Below are 26,538 nucleotides of genomic sequence, written 5' to 3'. Positions count from 1 at the left end.
TTGTTCTTATCCTTGAACTTCGGTTAACCCAATCGTTGTCTGGCATCCGTGGCGCGTTTGAGCGCCTGGCCAATAAAGTTAATCGCCAGCATTAGCACCAAAATAAGCAGTGAGGCAGGCAACCACATCCACCAGCTATTCTGCAAAACATCCGGGTCATTGGCATAGCTCACCAGTGTCCCCAAGCTTGGAGTAGATTCCGGTAAGCCAAAACCGAGATAAGAAAGCCCGGTCTCAATCCCGATATTTCCCGCGAGACTGAGGGTCAGATTGACGATCACGACCGAGCTAAGATTGGGCAGCACGCCAAACCAGATGATTTTCCAATTGGGTGTGCCAAGGGTTTTGGAAGCCTGCACATAATCCAGTTCGCGCTCCGACAATACCTTGGCCCGGATCAGACGTGCTTTTCCAATCCATAAAAAGGCGGTCATGATGAAAATAAAGGACCCTATGCCGCTTTTGGGTACAATGCTGACAAATACGATGACCAGCATCAAAAATGGAAGTACCAGAATAAAATCAATGATCCGCATGATGAGGTTATCGACCAGTCCCCCATAAAAACCAGCCAGCAAACCTAACGTTAAGCCGATAGCGGCGGATAGCAATGTAATCGTAAAGCCGATGGTGAAGGAATTGCGGGCTCCAATGACCAGTTGGCCGAAAATATCTCTGCCCGCTCGATCTGTGCCCAGCCAATGCACTGAGCCGGGAGCTTCACGGATTGCGCCCAAATCCACCGTCGTGACTACATCCTGATTTACAAACAGGACGGAGGCATATATAAAGATCAAGAACAGAATCACAAAGCCAATGGAAACCAAGGCCATTTTGTCACGCACCAACTCACGACGCAGTACAGACCAACTGGATGGTGATTTACGAATGCTTTCCGACGAGAAGACTTCCTCCACCTGTATAGACACCATAATCCCTCCCTTTCTCTAGATTGTTCGCTATTCAATTCGAATGCGGGGATCGACCTTGCTCAGGATGACATCAGATAAAAGGGTCCCTAATAGTGCCAAGAAGCCAGAGATCATGACCAGCGCGTTCACGACTGAAAAATCCCGTTGAGTGATGGACTGGAGAAATAATTGGCCCAACCCCGGATAACCGAAAATAGATTCAAGAAAAATATTGCCTGCAATTACTCCCGTCAGGTCATAGCCCAAAAAGGCAGCAATCGGCAATAGAGAGTTTTTAAAAATATGGCGGGAATAAATTTTACCTTCGGGTACCCCTTTGGAACGCGCTGTCTTCACAAAATCCTTCAGTCGTGTGTCAATGACCTCATTGCGCAAATACTGAATTGTAGCCGTTGTACTGAGCAATGCGCCTGTAACCGCTGGTAAAATGAGATGATACGACTTGTTCACGTAATATGACCATGTCCCCGGCTCCACACCTACATCCACACTACCGCTGGTTGGAAACCAGCCAAGCCTGAATCCGAATACGTACAGCAGCAACAACGCGAGTATAAATAAAGGTGTCGCAAAGCTGAGATAGGTATAGCCCACTACGGTTTTATCCAGCAGACTATGCTGATAACGACCGCTGAGTACGCCGAGCGGAATGGCGATCAGATACGTCAGAACCAGAATTACTACGCCCAGAAAGAACGTGTTCCCCAGACGGCTGCCAATCAGATCGGTAACGCTAATTTTATGTACATAAGATTTGCCCAGATCCCCGTGAGCAAGCTGGACGAGCCAGTTCCCATACTGCACCCACACCGGGTCATTCAGTCCCAGTCTTTGTCGCTGTTCTTCCAGTGCGGCCGGATTCAGATTGGGTGTCGAAGTAATAAGTCCTGTCAGGGCATCCCCCGGCATAGCCTTAGCCAGGAAAAATATAAGCACACTCAGTGCAAAAAGTTGAGGGATCATAACCAGCAGCCGGCGCATTGTAAATTTCCACATATTCTGTACCTCCCTTAGGGTAGCGCGACTTGATGGGATGAACTTACTGATTTTAGTGCAAACGGCTTTCCACTCGCGTCTAAATGTTTGGACAGCTCTGACTTGTAAGAGGATAAAAGCTTCTGCCTTTTTTGAGCATTTTCCATTCGTTTTGTAGGATCAATACTGGGAATGGTGGCAATAAGCCGCTGGGTATACAAATGCTGTGGACGCTCATAAATATCCTGCTCGCTCCCCTGTTCCACTAAGCGACCTCGGTACATGATGCCGATTTGGTCGCACATATGGCGGATAATACCTAAGTCATGACTGATGAACAAATACGTCAAATTAAATTCCCGTTGCACATCCTTCATAAAATTAAGTACCTGTGCCTGCACGGAAACGTCCAGTGCTGACACCGGCTCATCAGCAATGATCAGCTTGGGGTTTAATGTCAGCGCACGCGCAATCCCGATCCGCTGCCGTTGCCCCCCGGAAAATTCATGCGGATATTTATAGGCTGCATCGGCGTTCAAGCCGACCTTTTCCAGCAACGTCTGTACTTTTCTCCGTTCTTCCTCACTACTCAGCCTTTCAAAATTTCGCAGTGGTTCAGCTATGACATCCAATACGCGCTTACGCGGGTTAAGCGAAGAGTATGGGTCCTGAAAAATCATCTGAATGTCTCTACGCAATGGATGACGATTGTTACGGCTTAGAGCTGCAAGGTCCTTTCCTTTAAACAGAATCTGCCCGCTCGTCAGCTTATTTAGACCGATGATCGTCCTGCCTGTCGTCGTTTTTCCACAGCCGGATTCTCCCACCAGCCCGTAGGTCTGGCCTGCCTCAATACTGATCGACACGCCATCCACTGCTTTCACCTGATCGATAACACGCTGGAAGAAACCACCGCGCACCGGATAGTGCACCCTCAAATCATTTAGCTCCAGTAGCGCCATGAGTAGCCTCCCCCTTTGCCTCGTCTTCAAAATGAAAATGCCGGTAACATGTACAACGGACCCAGTGTCCAGGGGAAATTTCATTTAATTGGGGATGGTCTTCATGCACTCTCTGCTGAATCCAGGGAATACGCGGAGCAAAGCGACAGCTATTACGGGGGATATCTTGTAATGAGGGAACAATGCCGCCGATGACATGCAATGATTCCCCCTTGGTATGCGATCCCGGCATGGAAGCAAGCAAAGAACGCGTATACGGATGCTGTGGATGCCTGAATAATTCAAAAACATCAGCGCTCTCCACGATTTCTCCGGCATACATGACCACCACGCGGTCGGCTACTTCTGCCACAACACCAAGATCGTGCGTAATCAGGATAATACCGCTCCCAGTTTCCTGTTGAAGCTGTTTGAGCAAGTCGAGAATTTGCGATTGGATCGTTACATCGAGCGCAGTAGTCGGCTCATCTGCAATAATAAGAGAAGGTCGGCAAGCTATGGCAATCGCGATCATCACACGCTGCCGCATCCCTCCTGATAGTTCATGCGGATACTGCTCATACACTCGCACAGGATTCGGGATATCTACACTTTCCAGCAGCTCCAGTACACGTTCCTTTTTTTGCTTCGTAGATAGTGACGTATGATAATCGAGATTTTCCTCAATCTGCTTGCCAATGCTCATCAACGGGTTGAGTGCTGTCAGCGGGTCCTGAAAAATCATGCCAATGCCCGCTCCGCGGATTTTATTCATTTGCCCTGAGGAAAGACGGTTCAAGTCCGTGCCTTTAAAAAGGACCTCTCCTTCTACACGCGTGCGTTCCATGTCATGCAGTTGCGGGATCGAAAGCGCTAGCGCGCTTTTGCCACAGCCGGATTCTCCGACTACAGCCAGTACTTCATTGGGGTTGACCGTCAGATCCAGATGGTCGACTGCGGGGTGATATTGATCCTGGATGCGAAAAGATACGGATAATCCTTTAATTTCCAACACGGGTTCGGTATTCAATGCGCGCTTCCTCCATTCTCCATGGTCTTGTCCCGCTTATTCTCACCATGTTTGATGTTTAAAACCTCTCATGAACATTACATACCGTTTTTGTCGGAATAATTTGAATACATCCTATCACCAGTATATGGATATATCAATTAAGATTATGCTATCAACATCATTTAAAAAATCAATGATCCAGCAATAGCGCGGCCTTTCTGGCACAAAATGTAATGAAATAACCAACCACAGGTTAATTTTCATCACAAAAAAAGTCGCCTGATCCCTCAGCAGGGATCAAACGACTAACTAACACCAACTCACATTGAGCTCCTGACAATATAATTTACGAAGCCGCTCCATAGGAGCCAGACTTGAACGTTCTAGGATCGTACCATTTGTAGCCTGCTGCAGGAGCAGACCAAGGCTCAGGTTGCGGTTCCGTGGAAGCCGCTGGTTCCTCGAATGGCAGAAGCTTCGTTGGTTGATCCAGAGTCAAACCTGCCACATCGGACAATTTCGTGTAGTCCTGCTTCCATGCAAGCCATTGGACCGTTTGCACCAGGAAGGTGGAATCATCCACTTCTTTGAAGCCATCATATGTCTTCTTTGACTGTCCGTTTTCCTCACGCACATATTTAGGTGTAGCATCTTCTACAGGGGAAGAATCACCGATGAATGCTGCCTTGCCTTGGCCTAACTTGGAGATAGCGGCATAAGGTCCTTCCGCACGGCCCCCGCCGTTATAAACTCCCTGGTCTACCGCATTACCCCATTTTTTCGTGCCTGAAGGGATATAAGCAATGCCTTTAGCCTTGGTAGGATCAATAATAGCCAGCGTAGATCCTGCATGCATTGCAATCGAACGCACACCCTTGGTAATGCCGAAAGATTGATCTGCGGCTACAATGTCGGTAGCATTCACGTCACCAAGCGCATTGTAACGGAAACGAACACCAAAGTTGGTCGCCAGCCAATCGGAGCTTGTTAATCCTTGCATCGCCGGTGATGCAGCTTCTTCTGCAGTCATGCCTTTGGCCGGATTAGTATAGGCTCCACGACGATAGCCATTCATAACCTCGGAGGAATCCCAACGGTTTTTGTTACGGTCTGCATTATAGTGGTCGGAGATGAAGAAGACACTTCCCCCGTTATTCACATATTGCAGCAGGGCAGCCTGCTCGGATGCCTTAAAGGCAACATTCGCTTCACCGATGATGAACACATCATATTGGCGCAGCTTGTCATATGATATGGCCTGCTCTCCATAAGTAAAAGGAATGGGACGATTCAATTGATCTACCGTAAAGCCTACATTACGCAGTCCATTGGCAAAGTCGGAGAAGGCGCCTTCAATGACCCAATCTGCTGCACCGGCGGTCTGTGCGTGCGTATTATCGAACAGCACCTTTTTGCCTTTTCCATCCGGCAGTGTAGTGCCAGGTTGACCCGGGTTGCCAGGTTCAGGTTCGCCCGGATTACCAGGTTCCCCCGGTTCGCTTCCGCTCACCAGTTCAACAGCGCTCGGACTTTTCACTCCACCAAAATTATTGTAGGCGCCAAGTGTACCCGTCACACGAATTTTGCTGCCGATCAGCTCAGGATGGCCTGACAGCCCAAATTGCCCTCTGTACGCGGATGTCAGCTGTACATCCAATAGATTAGAAGTGCTACGTTCATTAGCCTGGTCAGCAATCAGTACGTTAAAATCATTCGCGAACGGAGAAGAAAAGTTAGCCGTTTTCGATCCGGTGGCATGTCCGACGATATAACCTTCCACCGTTACCGTACCTCCACTGCTTTGGCGCTGAAGTGCTTCGGCTACTGTCAATGCTCCCTCTGCCTTGACCTGACCGAACGGAACGAAGATACCGATCAGCAGTGATACGATCGCTGCTAGATGCAGCATCCCTTTTAAGCGTGAACCTGTGAACCGCAAGCCTTTTACCATACGTCAATATCCCTCCTATGATTTCCATAAATGTACTTGTCCTCTATCAGATTAGCCGCCAATCTTCTAATTCCTTCCTGATTTTCTCCATAATTATGTAAATTTTAATCTTTTTTATTGGAAACGCACCTGTTTCAGGATTTGCAAAATTCGATTCCAATCGCTCCAAAGCGCAATATCTAGACGAACTAGGCCATTTCGATCTATATATTGTTCATTGGAAGTCGCTTATTGGTTTTTGCAAAATCCTCGTTTATGTAAAATCTGAACCCTGTGATTGACACCGAGCACGCCATACATTACGCTAAGAAAGACATGTAGAACGGTATACGCGAATGAAGATGACGGGAGAGTCTGTCCAGGGGGCTTACACTCTGGCGGCACCGAAGGAGCAAGACGCCAGCACCCGGCTGGCGGATAATCTCTCAGGTCCATGTATCGTCATCTGACGCAACTCTGGAGAGAGCGCAAGCCACCCAAGGGGTAAGGCGGTAAGAACACCGCACGAAACTCTCAGGTAACGAGGACAGAGATAAGGGAAACTTCCTTATCCTGTCCTTTTTTGTGCTCACATTGTGCGTCAGCATTAGGAACCGTCATAACCGCGCAAAGACGCGGAAATACCATATAGTATGGTATTAGAACATACAGGGGGCCACACCATGCGTTTCAAAGATGTATTTTCCATTATCGGTCCGGCCATGACCGGACCTTCCAGTTCACACACCGCAGGCGCGGTGCGACTCGCACGCGTTGCCCGGCACTGGCTCGGGGCGCAGCCTGACCGTGCCCGCATGACATTGTACGGCTCCTTTGCCGATACGTATAAAGGACACGGTACTGACCTGGCGCTCATCGCAGGACTGCTTAATTACGATACGGATGATCACCGGATTCCGGATGCCGAGCAATGGGCCGAGCAAGCCGGGATGGCCGTGGAATTCGCCGTCAGTGGACTCCCCGCTCCTCATCCGAACACCGTCCGTTTCGAGTTGTGGAAGGGCGAGGATCAGCGCACACTGCTGGGCTCCTCCATCGGCGGCGGCAGCATCCATGTCCAACAGCTCAACGAATTCCGGGTCAATCTGACCGGAGAGCTGCCTACGCTGGTGCTTCTCCACTCGGATAAGCCCGGTACATTGGGCGCGATAACTTCAGCACTGGGCGCGGCCCACATTAACATTGCCTATATGCACGTAGATCGCAAAGGCCGGGATGGTGAAGCACTCACCGCCATTGAAACGGACAGTTCTGCTCCAGCTGAACTGATCGCAGAACTGCGTTCTTTACCTCATATGTATGAAATTAAGATGATTAATTTGAAAAAAGGAGCTGAATCCGATGAGGTTTAGCCATCTGCATGAAATCAGCGCTTTATGCGCTGAAGAATCCACCACGATTGGCCGCTTGATGATTCAAGAGCAGGTACAAGAGACGAATACAACGGAGGAAGAAATCTTCCGCCAAATGTCTGATTATTATGAAGTCATGAAGGAAGCCGTTCATCGCGGTCAGACACAAGACACCGTATCCCGCAGTGGATTGACGGGCGGTGACGGCAAACGCCTGGCCGAGTATCTGCGGGCAGGGGAAACCTGCTCCGGTGATGCCTCCGCGCTCGCCATGGCTTATGCGCTCTCCGTGTCGGAGGTTAATGCATCCATGGGTCGCATTGTCGCCACACCTACCGCAGGCTCATGTGGGGTTATCCCTGGTGTGTTCATCAGTGCGCAGGAGCGGTTTGGCTGGGATGATGAGCATATGGTAAACGGCCTGTTCGCCGCTGGAGCCATTGGCTACGTGATCGCCAACAACTCCTTCATTTCTGGCGCGGAGGGAGGCTGTCAGGCTGAGATTGGCTCAGCTATCGGCATGGCTGCTGGCGCTATGGTCGAGCTGCGCGGTGGTACGCCTGAACAGGCTGTCCACGCCGTGGGCCTCGCTCTTAAGAACACGCTCGGCCTGATTTGCGACCCCGTCGCCGGACTCGTGGAGATTCCGTGCATCGTGCGCAACGGGCTGGGAGCCGTGACTGCGCTTGCCGCAGCGGACATGGCTTTGGCGGGTGTGCGCAGCGCTATTCCGTCTGACGAAGTCATTGACGTGATGCTTGAAGTCGGCAGCGCGATGCCGTCGAAGCACCGCGAGACCGCCAAAGGCGGCTTGGCTCAGACGCCGACCGGCAAGCGTTTGACCGAATCGCTTACACGCAACGCATCAATCAAGAAGAATAAGTCGTAATTTCTAAGCTTTAAACCAATTACTTTTCCTCTATAAAACAAGGCGACTCTCCCCCTACATTGTCCTAGGGAAAGAAAATTCGCCCTTATAAAGAAAAGAGCAGGCATATCGTCGCTGGACGTATGCTTGCTCTTTTCTTTTTAGTCGGTTACAGATTACTGAACGGTTACCTGTATCTTCGTCATTTTACCTGCATATTTCACAGTAATTACTGCTTTGCCCTTGCCCTGTGCCTTAATGTTACCGTCTTTGACGGTCGCCACAATAATTCTGGACGAGGACCAGACAGCCGGTTTGGAAACATCCTTCTCCGACTCATCCTTATACGTGGCTGTAGCCGTAACCTTAGCCAGCTGCCCTGCCTTCAAATTCAATGCGACTTCGTCTGTTTGTAAATATTTAAGCGTATCAACATCTACAGGTACGCTGATGATCTTCCCGCCGAACTTCGCCTGAATGTTAGCTTTACCGTAGCTGACCGCGGTAACCTGACCCTTTTTAACAGTGGCTACCTTATAATTGGACGTTTTCCATTCAGCTTGGGTTGTAACATCCTTTTCTTTACCATCGCTCGATTTAACCACAATCGCGATGGTTTTTTGATCTCCAGATTTAAGCGATAGCGCGATTGCATCCGCTTCAATCTTTTGCGCTACGTCCACTTCTACCGTAAACGTAATGTTTTGCTTACCATATGAAGCAGTCACAGTTGCCTTACCGCTACCATTCGCTTTGATCAAACCTTCGCTAACTTCAACCACTTTTACATTGCTAGTTGTCCAGGTGGCATCCTTGGTTACATCTGTTTTTGTACCGCCACTCTTAACTCCTGATACTTTCAGTTGCTTCGTTTCCTGAGCACCAAGCGCAATTACACGCGAGTCTGTTTCCAGACGGTCCACAAGGCCAACTTGTACGTTAATCGTCAGTTTTTTGCCATTATAGGTCGCTGTAATAACCGCTTTACCAGCGGATTTACCCGTAATCGTTCCTTTGGACACAGAAGCAATATCTTCCGCGCTTGAAGCCCATTCTGCATCCTGTGTTACATCTTCCTTACGCCCATCCGCATAAGTAGCCGTCAAAGTTGCAGTATAGTCCTCATCAATATCAATCGTTGCCGTTTTGGAGGACAGAGACAGATCACCAGGTACATTTACGGATACCGTAGCTGTAACTGTTTTGCCACCATAAGAAGCGGTGATCGTAGCCTCACCTGTTTTATAACCCGTGACTTCTCCCGCACTGACAAAAGCGATATCTTCATTGCTGGACTTCCACTCTGCCTTACTTGTGATATCTTCTTCCGTACCTGTTACATACGTTGCGGTCAGCTTGAGCTTTTTGGATTCCTTGGCATTCAGGCTCAGCTTGTCCTCACTCAAATCCAGAAATCTAGAGGTTTCGACATCTGTCTTGATCGAAACTGTCTTATCTCCATACTTAGCGGTCACCGTTGCCGAACCCGCACCAATGGCCATAATCGTTCCTTTATTCACCGTTGCAATTTTTTCATCGCTTGATGCCCAAGTAGCTTTATCCGTGATATCCGTTACTGTTCCATCCGGGTAAACAGCAGAAACCTGTATTTTTTTAGATTCATCCAGACGGAGAAAAATATTGGATTCGCTGGCTTTCAGCTTATTCGTTTGATCGACATCCACCGAAATCGTAGCGGACATCGTGCCATATTTACCCGTAATTGTCGCCTTTCCCGCGCTATAGCCGGTAATCGTGCCTTTCAGTACATCCGCCACAGCTGCATTGCTGGAGCTCCACTCAGCGGACTCTGTCACGTCCTGTACCGATCCATCCGGGAACGTCGCTGAAAGTTTAACCTTCTCAGTATCCTTCAGCAAAAGAGAAACCTCTGATGAACTGACATCGAGACGTTTAACTTGCTCCACCTGCACAGCAATTGTTACGGTCTGTTGACCATATACGGCCTTAATATTGGCAGTACCTGCTCCCTGAGCGGTAACCAATCCGTTAACTACTGTGGCTACCTTTTGATTATCCGAGGTCCAAGTAGCATCACCCGAAACCTGAGCTGTTGTATTATCACTGTATGTCGCTGTCAAATCAACCTGTCCTGTACCGCTTGAACGCAAGTTCAGGCTTTGTACACTGGATGTCAGCGCCTTAACCTTTTTCGTTACATGTACCTGAACCGATTGTACCTTCTCTTTATAGGTCGCAACCACGGTGGCTTCCCCTTCAGCCTTGGCCGAAACTGTACCATTATACACAGTAGCAATAGCTGTATTATCACTTTTCCAATCCGTGCTTACGGTGACATTCGAGGTTGTCCCATCGCTAAAAACGGCCGTAGCCGTCAATGCAGCTGTATCCCCCTGTTGCAAAGTTACCTCGTTAGACGAAAGGACAATCTTGGAAAGCACTGCTTCTGCTGCAGATGCAAACCCTGCATATGATGTAAAACTTGAAATCAGGATGACCAACGCCAGAAAACCGGACCATCTATTCTTCAAAATCTAATTCCCTCCCATTTCAAAGCTAAAAATTAAGGATTTCGCAAAATCCTTACACCTACGTTTTATGTCGTCATATGGAAAAGAATAGTTTAGGCTTCGAGGAAAATTTGGTCCTTATTAACTAGATCATTTTTGATAAAGATTAGACATTACAATTTGTGTAGCTTCAGAGCCATAGTGAAGAGTTTTCACAACAGATCCACAATCTCGCATTTACAAACAGCTATAAGCTGCTGCACGAATTCTCAAATGATGGTACTCTTCCATATTGGGATCGAGCTGATGCATATATACGACGGAGAATTGTTCGCTCGGATCTATAGAAACCCAGGTGCCTGCCATTCCCGTCCAGCCAAATTCTCCAATCGAGCTGTTTGCATGCCCAGCCGCTTTATCCATTAACGTGCGCACACCAAGTCCATAGCCATAACCTGTATGGTATGAATTGGTGAAATCCGATAGTTGAGCTGTATTCAGATGATTTGTACGCATTAAGTCAATGGTTTTTCTACCCAATAAGTTCACACCGTTTACCGTGCCGCCATTTGACATCATTTGTGAAAATGTGAGGTAATCTTTGACTGTCGAATATAAACCTGCGCCTCCACCTTCATATATAGCATCTGGCTGATGATATTCATCCAGCAAACCCTCAATTTTTTCAAATTTTCTGGCGTCTGTCCGTTGATACATAGAGGCCATCCGCGATTCAATATCTCCACGATAACGGTAACCTGTATTGTTCATTCCAAGTGGATCAAAGATTTCATCCTTTAAAAATTGTCCTACTGATTTACCTGAAATCACTTCAATAAGACCTGCAACAAGGTCATGTCCATATCCGTACAACCAGCGTGTTCCCGGCTCAAACGCAAGTGGAACTTCAGAGAGCGCTTTAATTTCTGTGCGCAGGTCATATTTCCCCTGCTTTTCCTTTAATCCTGCAATGGCCTTCTGCATAGCTTTTCCTGTTTCTGAAGACTCGGAAGCGTAAGGAAGACCCATACTCATATTGAATATATGCTTAATTAAAATGGGATTCTCTGCCTTATCCACGTAGGTGTATCCGTTAGGAGCGGTTTTGAATACATGCGCATTACGATATTCGGGAAAATATTCATACAAGGGTTCATTCAACAAAAATTGCCCACGTTCGTACAGCATAAGTGCAGCCGCACAGACAACAACCTTTGTCATGGAAAACAAGCGATACACTGTATCCTCAGTGATTGGCTTTCCGGCTTCCAGATCAGCATATCCATGATACCCTTCATACAACACTTCACCATTCTGGGCAATGGCACAACCGCAACCTGCCGGCCCATTTGCTATAAATTGTTGCAATAGCTGATCTACCTTGTCAAAACGAGACATATTCATCCCTCCTATTTTTCCTTCAAAAGAAACAAGCTTCCCCTCGCGCTCTAATTCCCTGTTCCAACAAGCTCAGCGTGATTCCTTGTAAGCGCTTATTCCCTCGCATTTATTTTAACGGTAAACTTGGTAAATACATAGATTATTTATCATAATCAGATGGTTTTACATTAACAGCTCAGCCACCGTTTCCTTCCAGCGATGGATCACCGATTCCGGTTCCTTGAGACGAACCGTGACACCTGTCAAAATATCCGCATATTGGGCCGAATCTTCTCTGGCTGCAAAAACATGAGCCGCAAATCGCTCACGTACATGCTTGGCTCCGGGCAAAGCAGGCAGATGTTCCAGTGACAGCCGCACATAATGCGCCTTCCCCCCGGTAAACACCGCAAGCGTCGCCTTCCCAGTGCGGATCATGTTGCCCGTCGTGGTTGTACCCGGCCATAGGGCCAGACGCAAATTCCCCTCGTCCAGCGCTACAACCTCGCCCACACTAATCATCGCTATGTGCGGCCACTGATCTTCCGTGACCGTCAGCAGCATCATGGCTTCATGCTGCTTGTCCTCCAATGCCTTGCCGTCCAGCAGTGTGAACAGATCCTTACCGATTCTTGGTGTCTGCATGAAGTATAATCCCCTTTACATTTGGCCTATAACTTCAAAGTTACCATAATTCACGGCTACTTACGAACGCCCCTGTATCCGCCCTGGAATAGGAGGAACATGAGCAGCATTAGGAATATCTTGGGGGTTTACCTTGAACGCCGATTTATACTTTGCTGGATCCGTAATGCTATCCGGTTCTGAGGTTCGCCATGTGAACAGGCATACAGGGCACAACAAAACCTCCCAGGCACCTTTAACCGGCGAATGGGAAACAACTTCTGAACGATTGGACTCACAACGGGGACAAATATGCATCTATCAGCACTCCTTTAATCTTTCTTTGTTTTTAAAAATATTTAGCGAAGCATTTGGCTCAACTTTTTCTCCCATTCCGCTACACCCAGCGGGGAATCGAGCGGCTGCGAGTAATGGCCTCTAATATCCGGTGCTACAGGTGTCGTCGCATCCAGTATCATTTTGTGCGTCATGCCTGCCGGATCAGAGCCAGGGTCAAGCGGTAAAATAGACAAGCCAGGAACAATGACAGCATCATGCTTCGGATGCAATTTGGTGGATAAAGCCCACATGACCTGCGGCAGATTGAACGGATCGACCTCCTCATCCACCACAATCACCAGCTTGCAATACCCCAGTCCATGCGGAGTCGTTAACGCACGCATTCCCACAGCCTTCGCAAAGCCGCCATACCGGGTTTTCGTGGAAATAATAGCGACCAGCCCATGTGTATACATGGCATTAACGGCTACGATTTCATTAGGAAAAGCGTCCTTAAGCTGCTGAAACAACGGTACACTTGTATTCACACCGATCATATAATCCGTTTCCGTCCAAGGCATCCCGATGTACAGATGCTCAAATATAGGCTGTTTGCGGTGATATACACGATTAATCTGAATGACTGGCATCGCGCGACCGCCGGAATAGTGACCTGTGAATTCACCGAATGGGCCTTCATACTCACGTTCACCTGCTAACACTTCGCCTTCCAAAATGACCTCGGCTCCCCAAGGTAGATCCAGATCTGCATCCTTCGCTTTGACCACACGATAAGGCTCACCCTGAATGGCCCCAGCCATCTCATATTCGGATTGATCATACAGCAGCGGCGTAGAAGCAGCCGTTGTAATCACAGGCTCACATCCGAGGGCAATAGCCACCTTCAGATTTTCGCCGCGCTCCTCAGCCTGACGGATATGGATCGCAATATCATGCTGTGGTACAGGTTGGATGCCCAAACGGTTCTTGCCTTTCACCTGCATACGGTACAAGCCGACATTTTGCTTACCGTAGGTGTCCGGGTCATCCAGATCGCGTGAAACTAAAATCGCTTTGTCCAGATAAAATCCTCCGTCCCCCTGGTTCAAACGAAACAACGGCAAAATATCAAACAAATTAATATCCTCTGTAATCTCGACTTCATGAAAAGGAGCAGTTTCTTCCCGCTTCACGGGCACCGGAAATTGTTCATAGCGTCTGGCGAATTCAAAAAACTGCTCCTTGAGCGGCGTATTTTTTGGCATTCCCATCATAAGGGCATGATTGGGCCAGGAGCCCATCACATTCATTGCAATACGAGCATCCGTATATCCATAGATATTGTTGAAAAAGAGAGTAGGCGTCTTATCTCCAAGGTTGTTTAATGCTCTGTTAGCTGCTGCAAGGTCCGGCTCCGGCTTTACCTCGTCGCTGATCGTGAGTAATTGCCCCTCCTTTTCCAAGGTGTTTAGAAAATCGCGAAAGTCTTTATAAGCCATCATTCATTCTCCTTCGTCTTTCGATTTCTCATTCTGGTGCAGCCTGGAGTCAGTTTGCTTCATTCCATCCCATCGTTTGGCTGCGGTTGTGACGATACCGAACTGATCTAATACGCGAAAAACAATATGATCTACCAATTCCTCGATACTTGCAGGATGATTATAAAAGGCAGGCATCGGCGGCAGGATCATCACACCCATACGTGACAGCTCCAGCATATTTTCCAGATGGATACTGCTTAATGGTGTTTCCCTGGTCATGAGCAGTAGCTTCTTGCGCTCCTTCAGCATCACATCCGCTGATCGGGTGAGCAGGTTGTCCGCCATACCGATACGAATGGAGGCGAGCGTTTTCATACTGCAAGGAGCAACGACCATACCGTCTACCCGAAAGGAGCCGCTGGAAATACGCGCAGCCTGATCCTTATACGAGTAGACCGCATCCGCCATTGCCTCCACTTCCTTCACCGTGTAGCCTGTCTCATAGGGGATGTTCGCTATAGCCCACGGGGATAGTACCAGATGGCTTTGAACTCCAGCCTCTCGTAATTGTTGCAATATACGGATACCAAAGATCGACCCTGTTGCTCCCGATATTCCTACAATCATTTTCTTCATATGTCCCCTCCTTCCACTCCATCGTTTTATGTTCACCCATGCATTACTGTCAAAAATTATACGCCTGTTCCCTGCACACGAAAAATATATATAATATATGGAATACATATTTTAATAGTATTCAAAATGAAGCGTTGTTTAGAAATGAGGAGGAATCCCAATGGATATCAAGCATCTGCATTACTTTTGCGTCATCGTGGAGGAAGGGCAAATCACTAAGGCTGCCAGAACGCTCAACATGGCCCAGCCTCCACTGAGTCAACAACTCAAAAATATGGAGGACGAGCTTGGCGTAAGGCTGATTTACCGTGAAGGAAAGAAGTGGGAGGTTACCGAGGCCGGATATACACTGTATACACGCGCCAAGCGATTGTTGGCTGAAATGGAGGACACCTGTAGAGAGATTGGGGAGTTTGAAAACAAAATAACCGGCACACTCTCCATAGGCACCTCATCCGCCTGTATGTCTCTGATTACTGAACAACTCAGCCGCTTTCATCAAGATTATCCAGAGGTATACATTAAAATAGGACACGGAGACACACATCATCTGGAAGAGCTGCTGCACCAAAATAAAGTGGATCTGGCCCTATTGCTGCTTCCGGTAGATGACAAATCGTACCATTCCATTGAGTTGGAGGGCGTTTCCTTTGTTGCCGTACTTCCGTCTGAATGGGCAGATCGTCATCCCAAATGGGCAGATCGTCATCCCAGTGGGGAAATTACGTTACAGGAAGCTGCCAGCTATGACCTCTTGTTGGGACGCCGAACAGAAGGACACGGACTATACGAAACCGTCATCCGCAAATTTCAGGAACACCATCTTATTCCGCGCGTCGTACTGGACTGTCCTGAGATATCGACCATTCTCTCGCTCGTTTCCACAGGCATGGGAATTACCATCATTCCAGACGCTGGCTTGGGACAAGAATACGGGGACAGATTTCGCATACTCTCCATTAAGGAGCCGTTCCCCTTCACACGGCCTGTCGTCGTATGGCGCAAGGATCGATATTTATCCAATGCAGCTCGCAAATTGGTTGAACTGCTACAAGCTGAAAACACAAAAAAGACTGTTCCCGAGTAGATGCTCTACCGCTCTACTCCTGAAACAGTCTGATGCTGGATAAACTTCCTTCATTCGGTCGTTGATGTCGCTTACTTGACTCCCTGATGTCGATACTCGGTTGGAGTCATTCCACATTTGCGCCGGAATACCTGTGTAAAATGCCGCATATCCTGATAGCCGATCCGCTCTGAAATATCAGCCAGCCGCAAATGAGGATCACTGAGCAGCCGCTTCGCCTCCTCCATACGCAAGGAAATGACGTAATCCTTATAGCCTTGTCCCGTCTTTTGCTTAAATAACTGGCTAAAATACACCGGATTTAAAAATACAATTGAGGCCACTTTTTCAAGTGACAGCTCCTCTGTAAAGTGAGCCCGAATGTATTGCAAAGCTACATCTACCGTATGCATGCCTTTGCGGAGACATTCTCCTGTATCCGTTGCTGCGGCTGCAATCTCCTCTGGCGTACGTCTTAGTCGCGCCACCTCTTCAGGTATGGAAGCAAAATTGTGATGAACACCCGAACGTGTAATTTGTAGGGGGACCTTCACATAACGCTTCAAATGGGATTCGAGCAACGTCTCTAGCCGTGCGGCCTCTGCCTCACTCCTTAGCCTTGCAATGCCCAGCAGACTATGGCGGTCTAGACTGACGACAAAGCCGCTGCCCCCTGCCTCAACGAGTTCGGACAGTACATTTTCAATCATAAAATGCTCCAGATGTGTCTGCTTGTGATCAGGTTCCATGCGAACCATGAAGAGATGGAATTCCGGATAATTTTCGACAAAAGGCTGTATATCCAGCTTACCTGTATCCAGTCCAAGGGCATAGCGTTGGAAAACGGCTTCACGCAAATAAACCATATTGGATTTGAGAAGCCTACCCTCGTTCGCCTGCTGCGAGGCCACAAGCGCCTCGGCTGCCAACATTTCAATGCATTCCAGCAGCTTTCTTTTACCAATCGGCTTTAACAGGTAGTCTTTGGCACCCAGCTTTACTGCTCTTTGTGCATAATGGAATTCGGAATGGGCCGAAATGACAACCCACTGCAGATGAGGATGCTTTCGCTTAGAAATACGCATGAATTCCAGACCATCCATGCCAGGCATCAGGATATCAGTTAATACAATATCTACAGGATGCTCCGCCAGAATGCCTGCTGCTTCCTCGGTGGAAGCAGCGAGATGAATGCCGCAGGTTGGTAGAGCTTGGCCAATGGTACGCTGAATCCCCTGCCGTATCATACTTTCATCGTCAGCTATCAGAATATTCATGTTTCTCCTCCTTCTGTGGCAGAGGCACACTTACAGTGGCTGTTGTTCCGGCCCCAGGTGCGCTAGAGATCCGTAGGCCGTACTCTTCTCCGAACATGTGCCGTAGCCGTAAATTTAGATTTTGCAGGCCGATGCCTCCCGCCTGCCCGCTGCCCGCCTGTTTGCCGGGTTCTGCCAAAGCGACCTGGACCACCTCCCATCGTTCGTACTCCATCCCTGCACCGTTGTCGATGATGTGCAGGCTCAATACACCCTCATATTCCTCCGCTCTGACGAGCAGCTTGCCACCTGTATCCGCATAAAGAGGCTCCAGCCCATGCTTCACCGCATTCTCAATCAATGGCTGTAAGGTCATTTTTGGCAAGCGGATATCCATCCATCGTTCATCAATGCTAAAGTCTACAGATACCCTGCCCTCCAGCCGAGCTTGAATAATGGTGAGATAGTGGCCAACCTGCTCCACTTCTTCACGAAGGCTTACATCGGCCCCCTCTTCCCAATGGCTGCTGTAACGGAACATATGGGATAGGGAGAGGATCACCTCTCCGAGCTGATCATGTCCCTTTTCGTCCAGCATCCAATAGATCATATCCAGCGTATTATATAGAAAATGTGGATTGACCTGCGTCTGTAGCGCGTGCAGCTCCGCATTTTTTTCACTGACCGATGATATACGCACCAGCTCGATTAGCTCTGCAATTCGTCTTACCATATGGTTAAAGGAGGTAGCTAGCTGATTGATTTCTTCATAAGATTTGGTGTTTACCGTATGGCGGAAATTCCCTGTCTCTACTCGCTTCATCTCCCGAATGACTCGCTTGAGCGGAAGGGAAATTCCCCTCGATACGATGGACGCAATTAACGCCGACACAATAATAAGTATAGGTGCCACGATAAATAAGTACCTTTGGTTTTGCACCAGCTCCACGTTCAGATCCTCACTAGGTGTCACACTAATCACAGACCAGTCGGCAAACGGCAACTTGGAAGCGATTACAACTTTCTCATTACTTCGATTTACAATAACTTCCCCCTCTGGCACCTGCTGCTCTAGATTTCGCAAATCCGGTGGCGGATCAGAGGAAGTGGCCGACACAATTCGATTTTCATGACCCAACAGATATACCTGACTATTGGTACCTAACCGCAAATTGTGGAGAGCCGACAAAACAGAACCCGGCTCAGCCTCAAACAGGACAATACCAATCGGCTTGTGCTCATCCAGATCATAGAGCTGCCGTCCAAACGCAAACACGGGTCTGGTTTCCACCTGATCAATGACAGAGTGAGGATACACGCCCAGCCATGCAATTTTGCCCGCCGACTTTCGAATTTCCTTATACCATTCCGTATGTTCGTAATGAGTATCAATGACATTCATATAATTGCCATAGTTATATACCTTGCCTGTGTCTGTGATGACATGGATGCCAATCAGATCCTCACGCGAATAATAGATAGCCCCCAGAATATTCGTAATCGTACGTTCGTTGATGTAATTGACAGCAGGTAAATCACTACTATCCGTCGTCAACAGACGAACCAAATCCATATTGTTGCTGATCGATTTGGAGAGACTATTATAGCTGCCGAGTAGCAATTCGAACAGGCCTGCCGTCTGGGATACATTTTTACGCGCCAACTCGCTGACCTTATCATGGAACTGCACTGTAGTACGGTTGTAAAATAATAGACTGACCGCCAGCACAATGCCCGACATGCCCAATAGGAACAGAACAAACAAGCGGTATTGAATGGATTGAAAACGGCGCATCATACCTCCGTGCGCTCCTTTCGCATCGGCCGCCTATCCTTTAACCGCTCCCGCAACCATGCCCTTGGTGATATTTTCGGACAGAACAAAATAAATAATAATGACCGGCAAGGCACCCATGACTAGAAAAGCACCAATATTACCGTAGTTCACAGAATACTGGCTGACGAACGTATATACGCCGAAAGGGAGAGTTTTGAGCTTCTCGGACGAGATAAAGGTGGCAGCCATAATGTATTCATTCCAGATATTAATGAAAGTTAAAATACATACCGTCATGATAGGCGGAATCGAGATGGGTAAGATTACACTGCGGAAAATACGATAAATACTCGCTCCGTCAATGTAAGCGGACTCTTCAATTTCGTGGGGAATGGACCGCATAAAGCCGGATAGGATGAAGACCGCAATCGGTGTCTGAAAAGCAATGTAGGGTAAAATCAGTGAGAAATACGTATTCAGAATATGGACATTTTTAAACATCACCATCAGCGGCAGCAGTGTAGCTTGCATCGGGATCATCATCCCGATCAGAAACATGGTCAGCACAGCAGCCCCGAAGCGCCAACGAAAACGTGTAATCGCATAAGCAGTCATCGAGCTTAATAAAATGACGAAAATCATCGTAACCCCGGTTACCAGCACACTGTTTCCTAAATAACGCAAGTAGCTCCCTGATTCATAGGCTTCCTGATAGTTGTGCCACTGAGGCACTTGAGGGAGTGCAAAGAAGCTTGAGCTCAATATCTCTTCATTTGTCTTCAACGAATAGGTCAGCAGCCAAAAGAGTGGATACAGCTGCGTGACCATTAAGATTGCTAATAAGGAAAAGACTCCCGTTTTCTTCAAGGCATTCAACAGTTCCATCTCCTTTAGCTTACCTTATTTTCGATTCGTTTGAAAACAAAATTTATCACAATTGTAAATGACAAGCAAATCACTACGAGAATTGAAGCCAATGCGCTGCCATATCCGTATTTCATCGATAAAAAGGACATATTGTACATATACGTAGATACTGTATCCGTCGCATGGGCTGGTCCGCCGCCCGTCATCACCCAAATCAAATCAAACGATTGCAGGGAGCCGATAAATGCTAATACAATTGATATCTTGAAAATAGGTACAATGAGCGGCAGCGTAATATAGCGGTCTGCTTTGAATCCTTCAGCTCCATCAATTTTGGCTGCTTCGTACAGCTCATTCGGTATATTTTGTACCCCGGTAAACTGGATAAGCAAATGATAGCCAAAATACTGCCATAACGATACAAAATAGAGGGCGTACATCGCGATCTGCGGTTCCGTCAGCCATGAGCGTGTCCAGCTTTCCAGCCCAATCGCCAGCAAAATACCGTTCAGCATTCCACCCATCGAGGCTGGGTTATAGATCGTCTTCCACAGCTGCCCGATAATGACCACCGACAGAATAACCGGCAGAAAATACATCGTTACCAGCGTATTGGCCTTACGCACATAGCGATTAAGCAAGATCGCCAGCAGCAGACAGAACGGAATTTCCAGCATGGAAAACACAGCGAACATCATAGTCCGTTTCACGGACGGCCAGAACACTGAATCTGATGTGAAAATCCGCTCAAAATTAGCCAACCCCACAAACTTTGCCTCGGCAATTCCGTTCCAATCCAGCAATCCGCAATATACCGACACCAAAATCGGAACAAATACCATACAGGTATACAACAACAGGCAGGGTAGCACGAAAACGGCAATGGTACGTGCTGGCACCTTCAGTACATCCATGCTCTAATCTCCTTTGTGTTGATTCTGAACATCTTCTGAGGATGTACAACCTACATCTTTTCCAATCAGGGAAGAAGCATTCCGCCCCCTCCCTAGTGCCTGCTACTCCGGGATTTTGCAAAATTCCATTCCAGTCGCTCCAAAGTGCAATATCTAGACGAACTAGGCCATTTCGATCTATATACTGTTCATCGGAAGTCGCTTACTGGATTTTTGTAAAATCCTCACTTATTTATTCGCTTCAAAAGTATTTTGATGTTCCTTGGCAACTTGTGCGGAGTCTTCTTTTTGTACGAACAGGTTTTGAATGCTACTCAGATGCGCCTGCGCAATAGCCGGATTCATCGTATTATCAAAGGCGAGATCGCCTCCTTTTACATTCTTGAACAGCTCATTAAGACTAATTGCTAACTCGGAGTAGCCCGCTTCCTTCAGATCACCTTTCATCTTCTGACCGCTGCCAATCGCATTTTTCAGGTCAAACTGAATTTTGGGCATCTCCGAAATAAAATAGTGCAGAAAATCCTTCGTCTCCTGTAAATGTTCACTATTCGCAGAAACCGCAAATGCGCTGCCCGGCGCAATTACATACTCATTCACATCACCCTTGCCATTCACCGTAGGGAATTGAAAAGCTCCTACCTTACCCGCTACCGAAGAAGCATCAATTGACCCCGTTTCCCATGTACCCATGATATACATCGCGGCTTTTCCTGTTTTAAAGATATTACCGCCTGCATTGTAGTCAATAGATGTAGCTCCATCCGGAAAGGCTCCTGCCTGCACCAATTCCTGAAATGCATCCACCGCTTCCACAAAAGCCGGGTCGTTAAACGTCTTCTTACCGTCCAATACATCATTGAGAAAATTCGGCCCTTCATTCGTACGCAACAAAATATTCATAAAAAGGAGGGAACCCGTCCATGAATCCTTTTCCCCAATAGCAATTGGAGTAATTCCCTTCGCCTTTAACGTCTTAACCGTCGTAATCAGCTCGTCAAAGGTGGTCGGCAACTTTTGAATTCCCGCCTGCTTAAACAGTTCTTTATTGTAAAACACCACTTCTATATTGTTGCCGTCCGGAAAAGCATAGAGCTTATCGTCGAAGCTATAGTAATTAAGAAGTCCATTCTGGAACGTATCTTTTAACCCCTCTTTATCAGCCACATCGTTTAATGGAGCTAGCAGCCCGGCATCTACGAATGGCTTCATCTGTGCAGCCGGGTTTACAATCGTGATATCAGGCACTTCCTTCGCCGCTGCCTGTGTTTTCAGCTTAAGCTTTTGTTGATCTGTATTTAGCGAATCCAATTCAATTTTGACATGAGGATGATCCTGCTCGTATTGACCTACAATTTGCTTAATCATTTTATACGAAGGGGTGCTCGGATCAGGATTGATGTTCTGAAAGGTAATCGTAACATCTTTCGTTGCGGTGCCTTTGCTCGGTTCTCCTGAATTTCCCGGACTTGCGCTTTGTCCGTTATTACAAGCTGCCAGCGTCAATGCCAAGGCGCTCGCCATCATAATGGCAAACGCTTTCATTTTTGTTCTGCTCATGGTCTTTTTCCTCCTCTTGTTGAAGCATTGCGCAATTTGCCCTCCTTATTGGTGGACACTCAATGCCCGCTTGTTCTTTTCATTATGTTCCATAGAAAAGACGTGAACAATGCGTGAACTTAAGGAGAAAGGTTTGTTTTTTCAAGCCCTCATTTGCGTGCTTCAAAATTCATTCATATCATAACTTGCAATTTATCTAGAACACAGGCATAATATGATTAAGATCATTATCTGATAATGATTATCATTATTAAATGATAAATACACATAGACTTTAAAGGAGGCAGGACCACCGTGAAAGAAACTTTTAGTAAAACCTCCCTGCATATTGATGATTATTTGGATCTTCTCAATCTTGCCGTACAAGTCGGAGATACAAAGTGGCAAAAGGAAATTACCCGTAAACTTCAAGCCTTGAGTGTCCTTCAGACAGAACAGGTTGAAATAGATTAACTTCCCCAGTTAATATTGTCCTCAGTTAAAAATGCTGACTAGGCACCACTATATAAAGGACAACCAAGATACCATAAAACTTTTGGCCGAATCCATAATGGTGATCTTTCATGTGAATGATAAATAAATCGGTTATAGGAAAAAGAGCACAGCCCGTTAAGGCTGTGCTCTTTTTATCGTGCTTGGCGACGTCCTACTCTCCCAGGACCCTGCGGTCCAAGTACCATCGGCGCTGGAGGGCTTAACGGTCGTGTTCGGGATGGGTACGTGTGGAACCCCTCCGCTATCGCCACCAAACATGAATTTGCTACGCAAATTCTTCCGTATTGAAACTCGGTTCATCACAGCTGTGTGAATGAATTTCAATGCGTATTTCGTATGTATTTCTACATACCTTCAAGGTTACACCCTGAAAACTGGATCCGAAACTCATTTGCGTTTTATCTTAGGATAAGCCCTCGACCGATTAGTATTGGTCAGCTCCATGCATTACTGCACTTCCACCCCCAACCTATCTACCTCGTCGTCTTCAAGGGGTCTTACATACTGGGAAATCTCATCTTGAGGGGGGCTTCACGCTTAGATGCTTTCAGCGCTTATCCCTTCCGTACATAGCTACCCAGCGGTGCTCCTGGCGGAACAACTGGTACACCAGCGGTACGTCCATCCCGGTCCTCTCGTACTAAGGACAGCTCCTCTCAAATTTCCTACGCCCACGACAGATAGGGACCGAACTGTCTCACGACGTTCTGAACCCAGCTCGCGTACCGCTTTAATGGGCGAACAGCCCAACCCTTGGGACCTACTTCAGCCCCAGGATGCGATGAGCCGACATCGAGGTGCCAAACCTCCCCGTCGATGTGGACTCTTGGGGGAGATAAGCCTGTTATCCCCAGGGTAGCTTTTATCCGTTGAGCGATGGCCCTTCCATGCGGTACCACCGGATCACTAAGCCCGACTTTCGTCCCTGCTCGACTTGTAGGTCTCGCAGTCAAGCTCCCTTCTGCCTTTGCACTCTTCGAATGATTTCCAACCATTCTGAGGGAACCTTGGGGCGCCTCCGTTACTCTTTAGGAGGCGACCGCCCCAGTCAAACTGCCCACCTGACACTGTCCTCGCACCGGATTACGGTACCAAGTTAGAACCTAGATACGATCAGGGTGGTATCCCAAGGATGCCTCCCTTCAAGCTGGCGCTCAAAGTTCAACGGCTCCCACCTATCCTGTACAGATCGTACCCAAATTCAATATCAAGCTGCAGTAAAGCTCCATGGGGTCTTTCCGTCTTGTCGCGGGTAACCTGCATCTTCACAGGTATTAAAATTTCACCGGATCTCTCGTTGAGACAGCGCCCAAGTCGTTACGCCATTCGTGCGGGTCAGAATTTACCTGACAAGGAATTTCGCTACCTTAGGACCGTTATAGTTACGGCCGCCGTTTACTGGGGCTTCGGTTCATAGCTTCGCCCCGAAGAGCTTACCACTCCCCTTAACCTTCCAGCACCGGGCAGGCGTCAGCCCGTATACTTCGCCTTGCGGCTTCGCACAGACCTGTGTTTTTGCTAAACAGTCGCTTGGGCCTTTTCACTGCGGCCCCCTCGGGCTATTCACCCTACCGAGGCACCCCTTCTCCCGAAGTTACGGGGTCATTTTGCCGAGTTCCTTAACGAGAGTTCTTCCGCGCGCCTTAGAATTCTCTTCTCGCCTACCTGTGTCGGTTTGCGGTACGGGCACCTTCTCCTGGCTAGAGGCTTTTCTTGGCAGTCTGAGATCATGACCTTCGCTACTACAATTTTCGCTCCCCATCACAGCCCAGCCTTAACGATGTGCGGATTTGCCTACACACCAGCCTCACTGCTTAGACGGACATCCATCAGTCCGCGTCACTACCCTACTGCGTCACCCCATTGCTCATAACGGATTACGGTGGTACAGGAATTTCGACCTGTTGTCCTTCGACTACGCCTATCGGCCTCGCCTTAGGTCCCGACTTACCCTGAGCGGACGAACCTTCCTCAGGAACCCTTAGGCTTTCGGCGGATCTGATTCTCACAGATCTTTTCGTTACTCATACCGGCATTCTCACTTGAATGCAGTCCAGCGCTCCTTACGGTACACCTTCAACCCGCATTCAACGCTCCCCTACCCCTGATGCAATGCATCAAGCCATAGCTTCGGTGGTGTGTTTAGCCCCGTTACATTTTCGGCGCAGAGTCACTCGACCAGTGAGCTATTACGCACTCTTTCAATGGTGGCTGCTTCTAAGCCAACATCCTGGTTGTCTGTGCAACTCCACATCCTTTCCCACTTAACACACACTTGGGGACCTTAGCTGATGGTCTGGGCTGTTTCCCTTTCGACAATGGATCTTAGCACTCACTGTCTGACTCCCGGAACTAAATCTATGGCATTCGGAGTTTGACTGAGCTTGGTAACCCTTGCGGGCCCCGCACCCAATCAGTGCTCTACCTCCACGATTCTTCTTTCCGAGGCTAGCCCTAAAGCTATTTCGGGGAGAACCAGCTATCTCCGGGTTCGATTGGAATTTCTCCGCTACCCCCACCTCATCCCCGCATTTTTCAACATGCGTGGGTTCGGGCCTCCAGTGCGTGTTACCGCACCTTCACCCTGGACAGGGGTAGATCACCCGGTTTCGGGTCTACGTCCACGTACTCATTCGCCCTATTCAGACTCGCTTTCGCTGCGGCTTCAGCTCTTCACCTTAACCTTGCACGGGAACGTAACTCGCCGGTTCATTCTACAAAAGGCACGCCATCACCCGTGATTTTTCCAAAGGAAAATATCATAGGGCTCTGACTTCTTGTAAGCACACGGTTTCAGGATCTATTTCACTCCCCTTCCGGGGTGCTTTTCACCTTTCCCTCACGGTACTGCTTCACTATCGGTCGCCAGGGAGTATTTAGCCTTGGCAGATGGTCCTGCCGGATTCATACGGGGTTTCACGTGCCCCGCACTACTCGGGATCCGTCTCGGAGAGAACAAGTTTTGAATTACAGGGCTTTTACCTTCTCTGGCGGGCCTTTCCAGACCTCTTCATCTAACCGGTTCCTTTGTAACTCCATGTGAGACGTCCCACAACCCCAAGGAGCAAGCTCCTTGGTTTGGGCTAATCCGCGTTCGCTCGCCGCTACTGACGGAATCACTATTGTTTTCTCTTCCTCAGGGTACTTAGATGTTTCAGTTCCCCTGGTCTGCCTCTCACTCACCTATGAATTCAGTGAGTAGTGACTGTCGATGAAGACAGCCGGGTTTCCCCATTCGGACATCCCCGGATCAAAGCTTGCTTACAGCTCCCCGAGGCTTTATCGTTGTTCGCCACGTCCTTCGTCGGCTCCTGGCGCCTAGGCATCCTCCGTGTGCTCTTTGTAGCTTAACCTAGACTTTTCTTTCAAAGAAAGAAAATGTCGATGTTCGATAAAGAATGATTTTTGCCAAAGGCAAAAGATCTTTCCTTACCTGCTACCTTTATTTCACTTGTTTACACAAGATCAGCTTAAAGGAATATTCTAAAACGCAATTTCGTTTCGGTATCCAGTTTTCAAGGTGCAATTCGCTTCATCGAAGCGAAACCCGATGAATATTTCGGTTCCACACGGATGTGTGAATGAAATATTCGTCGAAGCTTGAGAGTTTGAACTCTCAAAACTGAGCAACGAGTGAGTAAGTTCAGAATATTCATTTCATTCACACCAATGTGATGAGC

General features: G+C 48.0%; 20 protein-coding genes, 2 rRNA genes and 1 riboswitch. Of the genes, 4 read left to right on the top strand and 18 right to left on the bottom strand.

What is annotated here, in order from left to right; genetic code table 11:
- Positions 1–23: 23 nt before the first annotated feature.
- The 5 genes from NSQ68_RS02030 to NSQ68_RS02010 form a co-directional block, all read right to left on the bottom strand.
- Positions 24–932: an ABC transporter permease gene (locus NSQ68_RS02030; protein WP_307351773.1), complete on the bottom strand. Its 909-nt coding sequence runs from the start codon at positions 930–932 to the stop codon at positions 24–26.
- A gap of 27 nt (positions 933–959) precedes the next feature.
- The gene (gene opp4B / locus NSQ68_RS02025) at positions 960–1,928 is read right to left on the bottom strand and encodes an oligopeptide ABC transporter permease (protein WP_342427804.1); all 969 of its coding nucleotides are present in this window, start codon (positions 1,926–1,928) and stop codon (positions 960–962) included.
- 14 nt (positions 1,929–1,942) lie between these two features.
- Entirely contained in the window at positions 1,943–2,869 is a 927-nt protein-coding gene (locus NSQ68_RS02020; RefSeq protein ID WP_342427803.1) for an ATP-binding cassette domain-containing protein, read from the bottom strand.
- Positions 2,847–3,878 (bottom strand): ABC transporter ATP-binding protein, encoded by a 1,032-nt coding sequence (locus NSQ68_RS02015; protein ID WP_342427802.1) that lies wholly within the window; start codon positions 3,876–3,878, stop codon positions 2,847–2,849. Before NSQ68_RS02015 ends, NSQ68_RS02020 begins: the two co-directional genes overlap by 23 nt.
- 328 nt (positions 3,879–4,206) lie before the next feature.
- The gene (locus tag NSQ68_RS02010; RefSeq protein ID WP_342427801.1) at positions 4,207–5,811 is read right to left on the bottom strand and encodes a DUF6359 domain-containing protein; all 1,605 of its coding nucleotides are present in this window, start codon (positions 5,809–5,811) and stop codon (positions 4,207–4,209) included.
- A 446-nt stretch (positions 5,812–6,257) separates the two neighbouring features.
- Positions 6,258–6,351: riboswitch (glycine riboswitch) on the top strand.
- A gap of 122 nt (positions 6,352–6,473) precedes the next feature.
- On the opposite strand from NSQ68_RS02010, the gene sdaAB reads away from it, so the two are divergent.
- Entirely contained in the window at positions 6,474–7,163 is a 690-nt protein-coding gene (sdaAB, locus tag NSQ68_RS02005) for an L-serine ammonia-lyase, iron-sulfur-dependent subunit beta (protein ID WP_342427800.1), read from the top strand.
- Complete coding sequence (sdaAA, locus tag NSQ68_RS02000) at positions 7,153–8,052, top strand: L-serine ammonia-lyase, iron-sulfur-dependent, subunit alpha (RefSeq protein ID WP_307351758.1); 900 nt, start codon at positions 7,153–7,155, stop codon at positions 8,050–8,052. The genes sdaAB and sdaAA overlap by 11 nt, the downstream gene beginning before the upstream one ends.
- Positions 8,053–8,207: 155 nt before the next feature.
- On the opposite strand, the gene NSQ68_RS01995 is transcribed toward sdaAA, so the two are convergent.
- From NSQ68_RS01995 to NSQ68_RS01970, 6 genes are all read right to left on the bottom strand, one after another.
- Positions 8,208–10,544 carry an Ig-like domain-containing protein gene (locus NSQ68_RS01995; RefSeq protein ID WP_342427799.1) on the bottom strand — a complete coding sequence of 779 codons (2,337 nt, stop codon included), beginning with the start codon at positions 10,542–10,544 and terminating at the stop codon, positions 8,208–8,210.
- Positions 10,545–10,760: 216 nt separating this feature from the next.
- Positions 10,761–11,921 carry a serine hydrolase domain-containing protein gene (locus NSQ68_RS01990; protein ID WP_342427798.1) on the bottom strand — a complete coding sequence of 387 codons (1,161 nt, stop codon included), beginning with the start codon at positions 11,919–11,921 and terminating at the stop codon, positions 10,761–10,763.
- A 165-nt stretch (positions 11,922–12,086) separates the two neighbouring features.
- Positions 12,087–12,548 (bottom strand): pyridoxamine 5'-phosphate oxidase family protein, encoded by a 462-nt coding sequence (locus NSQ68_RS01985; RefSeq protein WP_342427797.1) that lies wholly within the window; start codon positions 12,546–12,548, stop codon positions 12,087–12,089.
- A 60-nt stretch (positions 12,549–12,608) separates the two neighbouring features.
- Complete coding sequence (locus tag NSQ68_RS01980) at positions 12,609–12,845, bottom strand: non-oxidative hydroxyarylic acid decarboxylases subunit D (protein WP_307351750.1); 237 nt, start codon at positions 12,843–12,845, stop codon at positions 12,609–12,611.
- 41 nt (positions 12,846–12,886) lie between these two features.
- A complete protein-coding gene (locus tag NSQ68_RS01975) occupies positions 12,887–14,305 on the bottom strand; it encodes a non-oxidative hydroxyarylic acid decarboxylases subunit C (protein ID WP_342429048.1) in 1,419 nt (472 codons plus the stop codon).
- Positions 14,306–14,308: 3 nt separating this feature from the next.
- Entirely contained in the window at positions 14,309–14,923 is a 615-nt protein-coding gene (locus tag NSQ68_RS01970) for a flavin prenyltransferase UbiX (RefSeq protein ID WP_342427796.1), read from the bottom strand.
- Between the two features lie 160 nt (positions 14,924–15,083).
- Between NSQ68_RS01970 and NSQ68_RS01965 the strand changes: the two genes are divergently transcribed.
- Complete coding sequence (locus NSQ68_RS01965) at positions 15,084–16,010, top strand: LysR family transcriptional regulator (RefSeq protein WP_342427795.1); 927 nt, start codon at positions 15,084–15,086, stop codon at positions 16,008–16,010.
- 71 nt (positions 16,011–16,081) lie between these two features.
- Here NSQ68_RS01965 and NSQ68_RS01960 read toward each other — a convergent pair whose 3' ends face one another.
- From NSQ68_RS01960 to NSQ68_RS01940, 5 genes are all read right to left on the bottom strand, one after another.
- On the bottom strand, positions 16,082–17,266 hold the full coding sequence (locus NSQ68_RS01960; RefSeq protein WP_342427794.1) for a response regulator: 1,185 nt from the start codon (positions 17,264–17,266) through the stop codon (positions 16,082–16,084).
- Positions 17,247–19,043, bottom strand: a complete 1,797-nt coding sequence (locus NSQ68_RS01955) for a sensor histidine kinase (protein WP_342427793.1) — start codon at positions 19,041–19,043, stop codon at positions 17,247–17,249. Before NSQ68_RS01955 ends, NSQ68_RS01960 begins: the two co-directional genes overlap by 20 nt.
- Positions 19,044–19,073: 30 nt before the next feature.
- The gene (locus NSQ68_RS01950) at positions 19,074–19,898 is read right to left on the bottom strand and encodes a carbohydrate ABC transporter permease (protein WP_342427792.1); all 825 of its coding nucleotides are present in this window, start codon (positions 19,896–19,898) and stop codon (positions 19,074–19,076) included.
- A 14-nt stretch (positions 19,899–19,912) separates the two neighbouring features.
- Entirely contained in the window at positions 19,913–20,803 is an 891-nt protein-coding gene (locus tag NSQ68_RS01945) for a sugar ABC transporter permease (RefSeq protein WP_342427791.1), read from the bottom strand.
- 228 nt (positions 20,804–21,031) lie between these two features.
- Entirely contained in the window at positions 21,032–22,363 is a 1,332-nt protein-coding gene (locus NSQ68_RS01940) for an extracellular solute-binding protein (protein ID WP_342427790.1), read from the bottom strand.
- Between the two features lie 294 nt (positions 22,364–22,657).
- On the opposite strand from NSQ68_RS01940, the gene NSQ68_RS01935 reads away from it, so the two are divergent.
- A complete protein-coding gene (locus NSQ68_RS01935) occupies positions 22,658–22,816 on the top strand; it encodes a hypothetical protein (protein ID WP_165147892.1) in 159 nt (52 codons plus the stop codon).
- Positions 22,817–22,996: 180 nt separating this feature from the next.
- Here the strand turns inward: NSQ68_RS01935 and rrf are convergent.
- Together rrf and NSQ68_RS01925 are read right to left on the bottom strand one after the other, a co-directional pair.
- A 5S ribosomal RNA gene (rrf, locus tag NSQ68_RS01930) occupies positions 22,997–23,113 on the bottom strand.
- A 149-nt stretch (positions 23,114–23,262) separates the two neighbouring features.
- Positions 23,263–26,211 (bottom strand): 23S ribosomal RNA (locus tag NSQ68_RS01925).
- Between the last annotated feature and the right edge of the window lie 327 nt (positions 26,212–26,538).

The organism is Paenibacillus sp. FSL L8-0158 (assembly GCF_038592965.1).
Classification (GTDB): domain Bacteria; phylum Bacillota; class Bacilli; order Paenibacillales; family Paenibacillaceae; genus Paenibacillus; species Paenibacillus polymyxa_D.
Note: the sequence above shows the minus strand (reverse complement) of the source record. Positions and strands in the feature narration are given on the sequence as shown.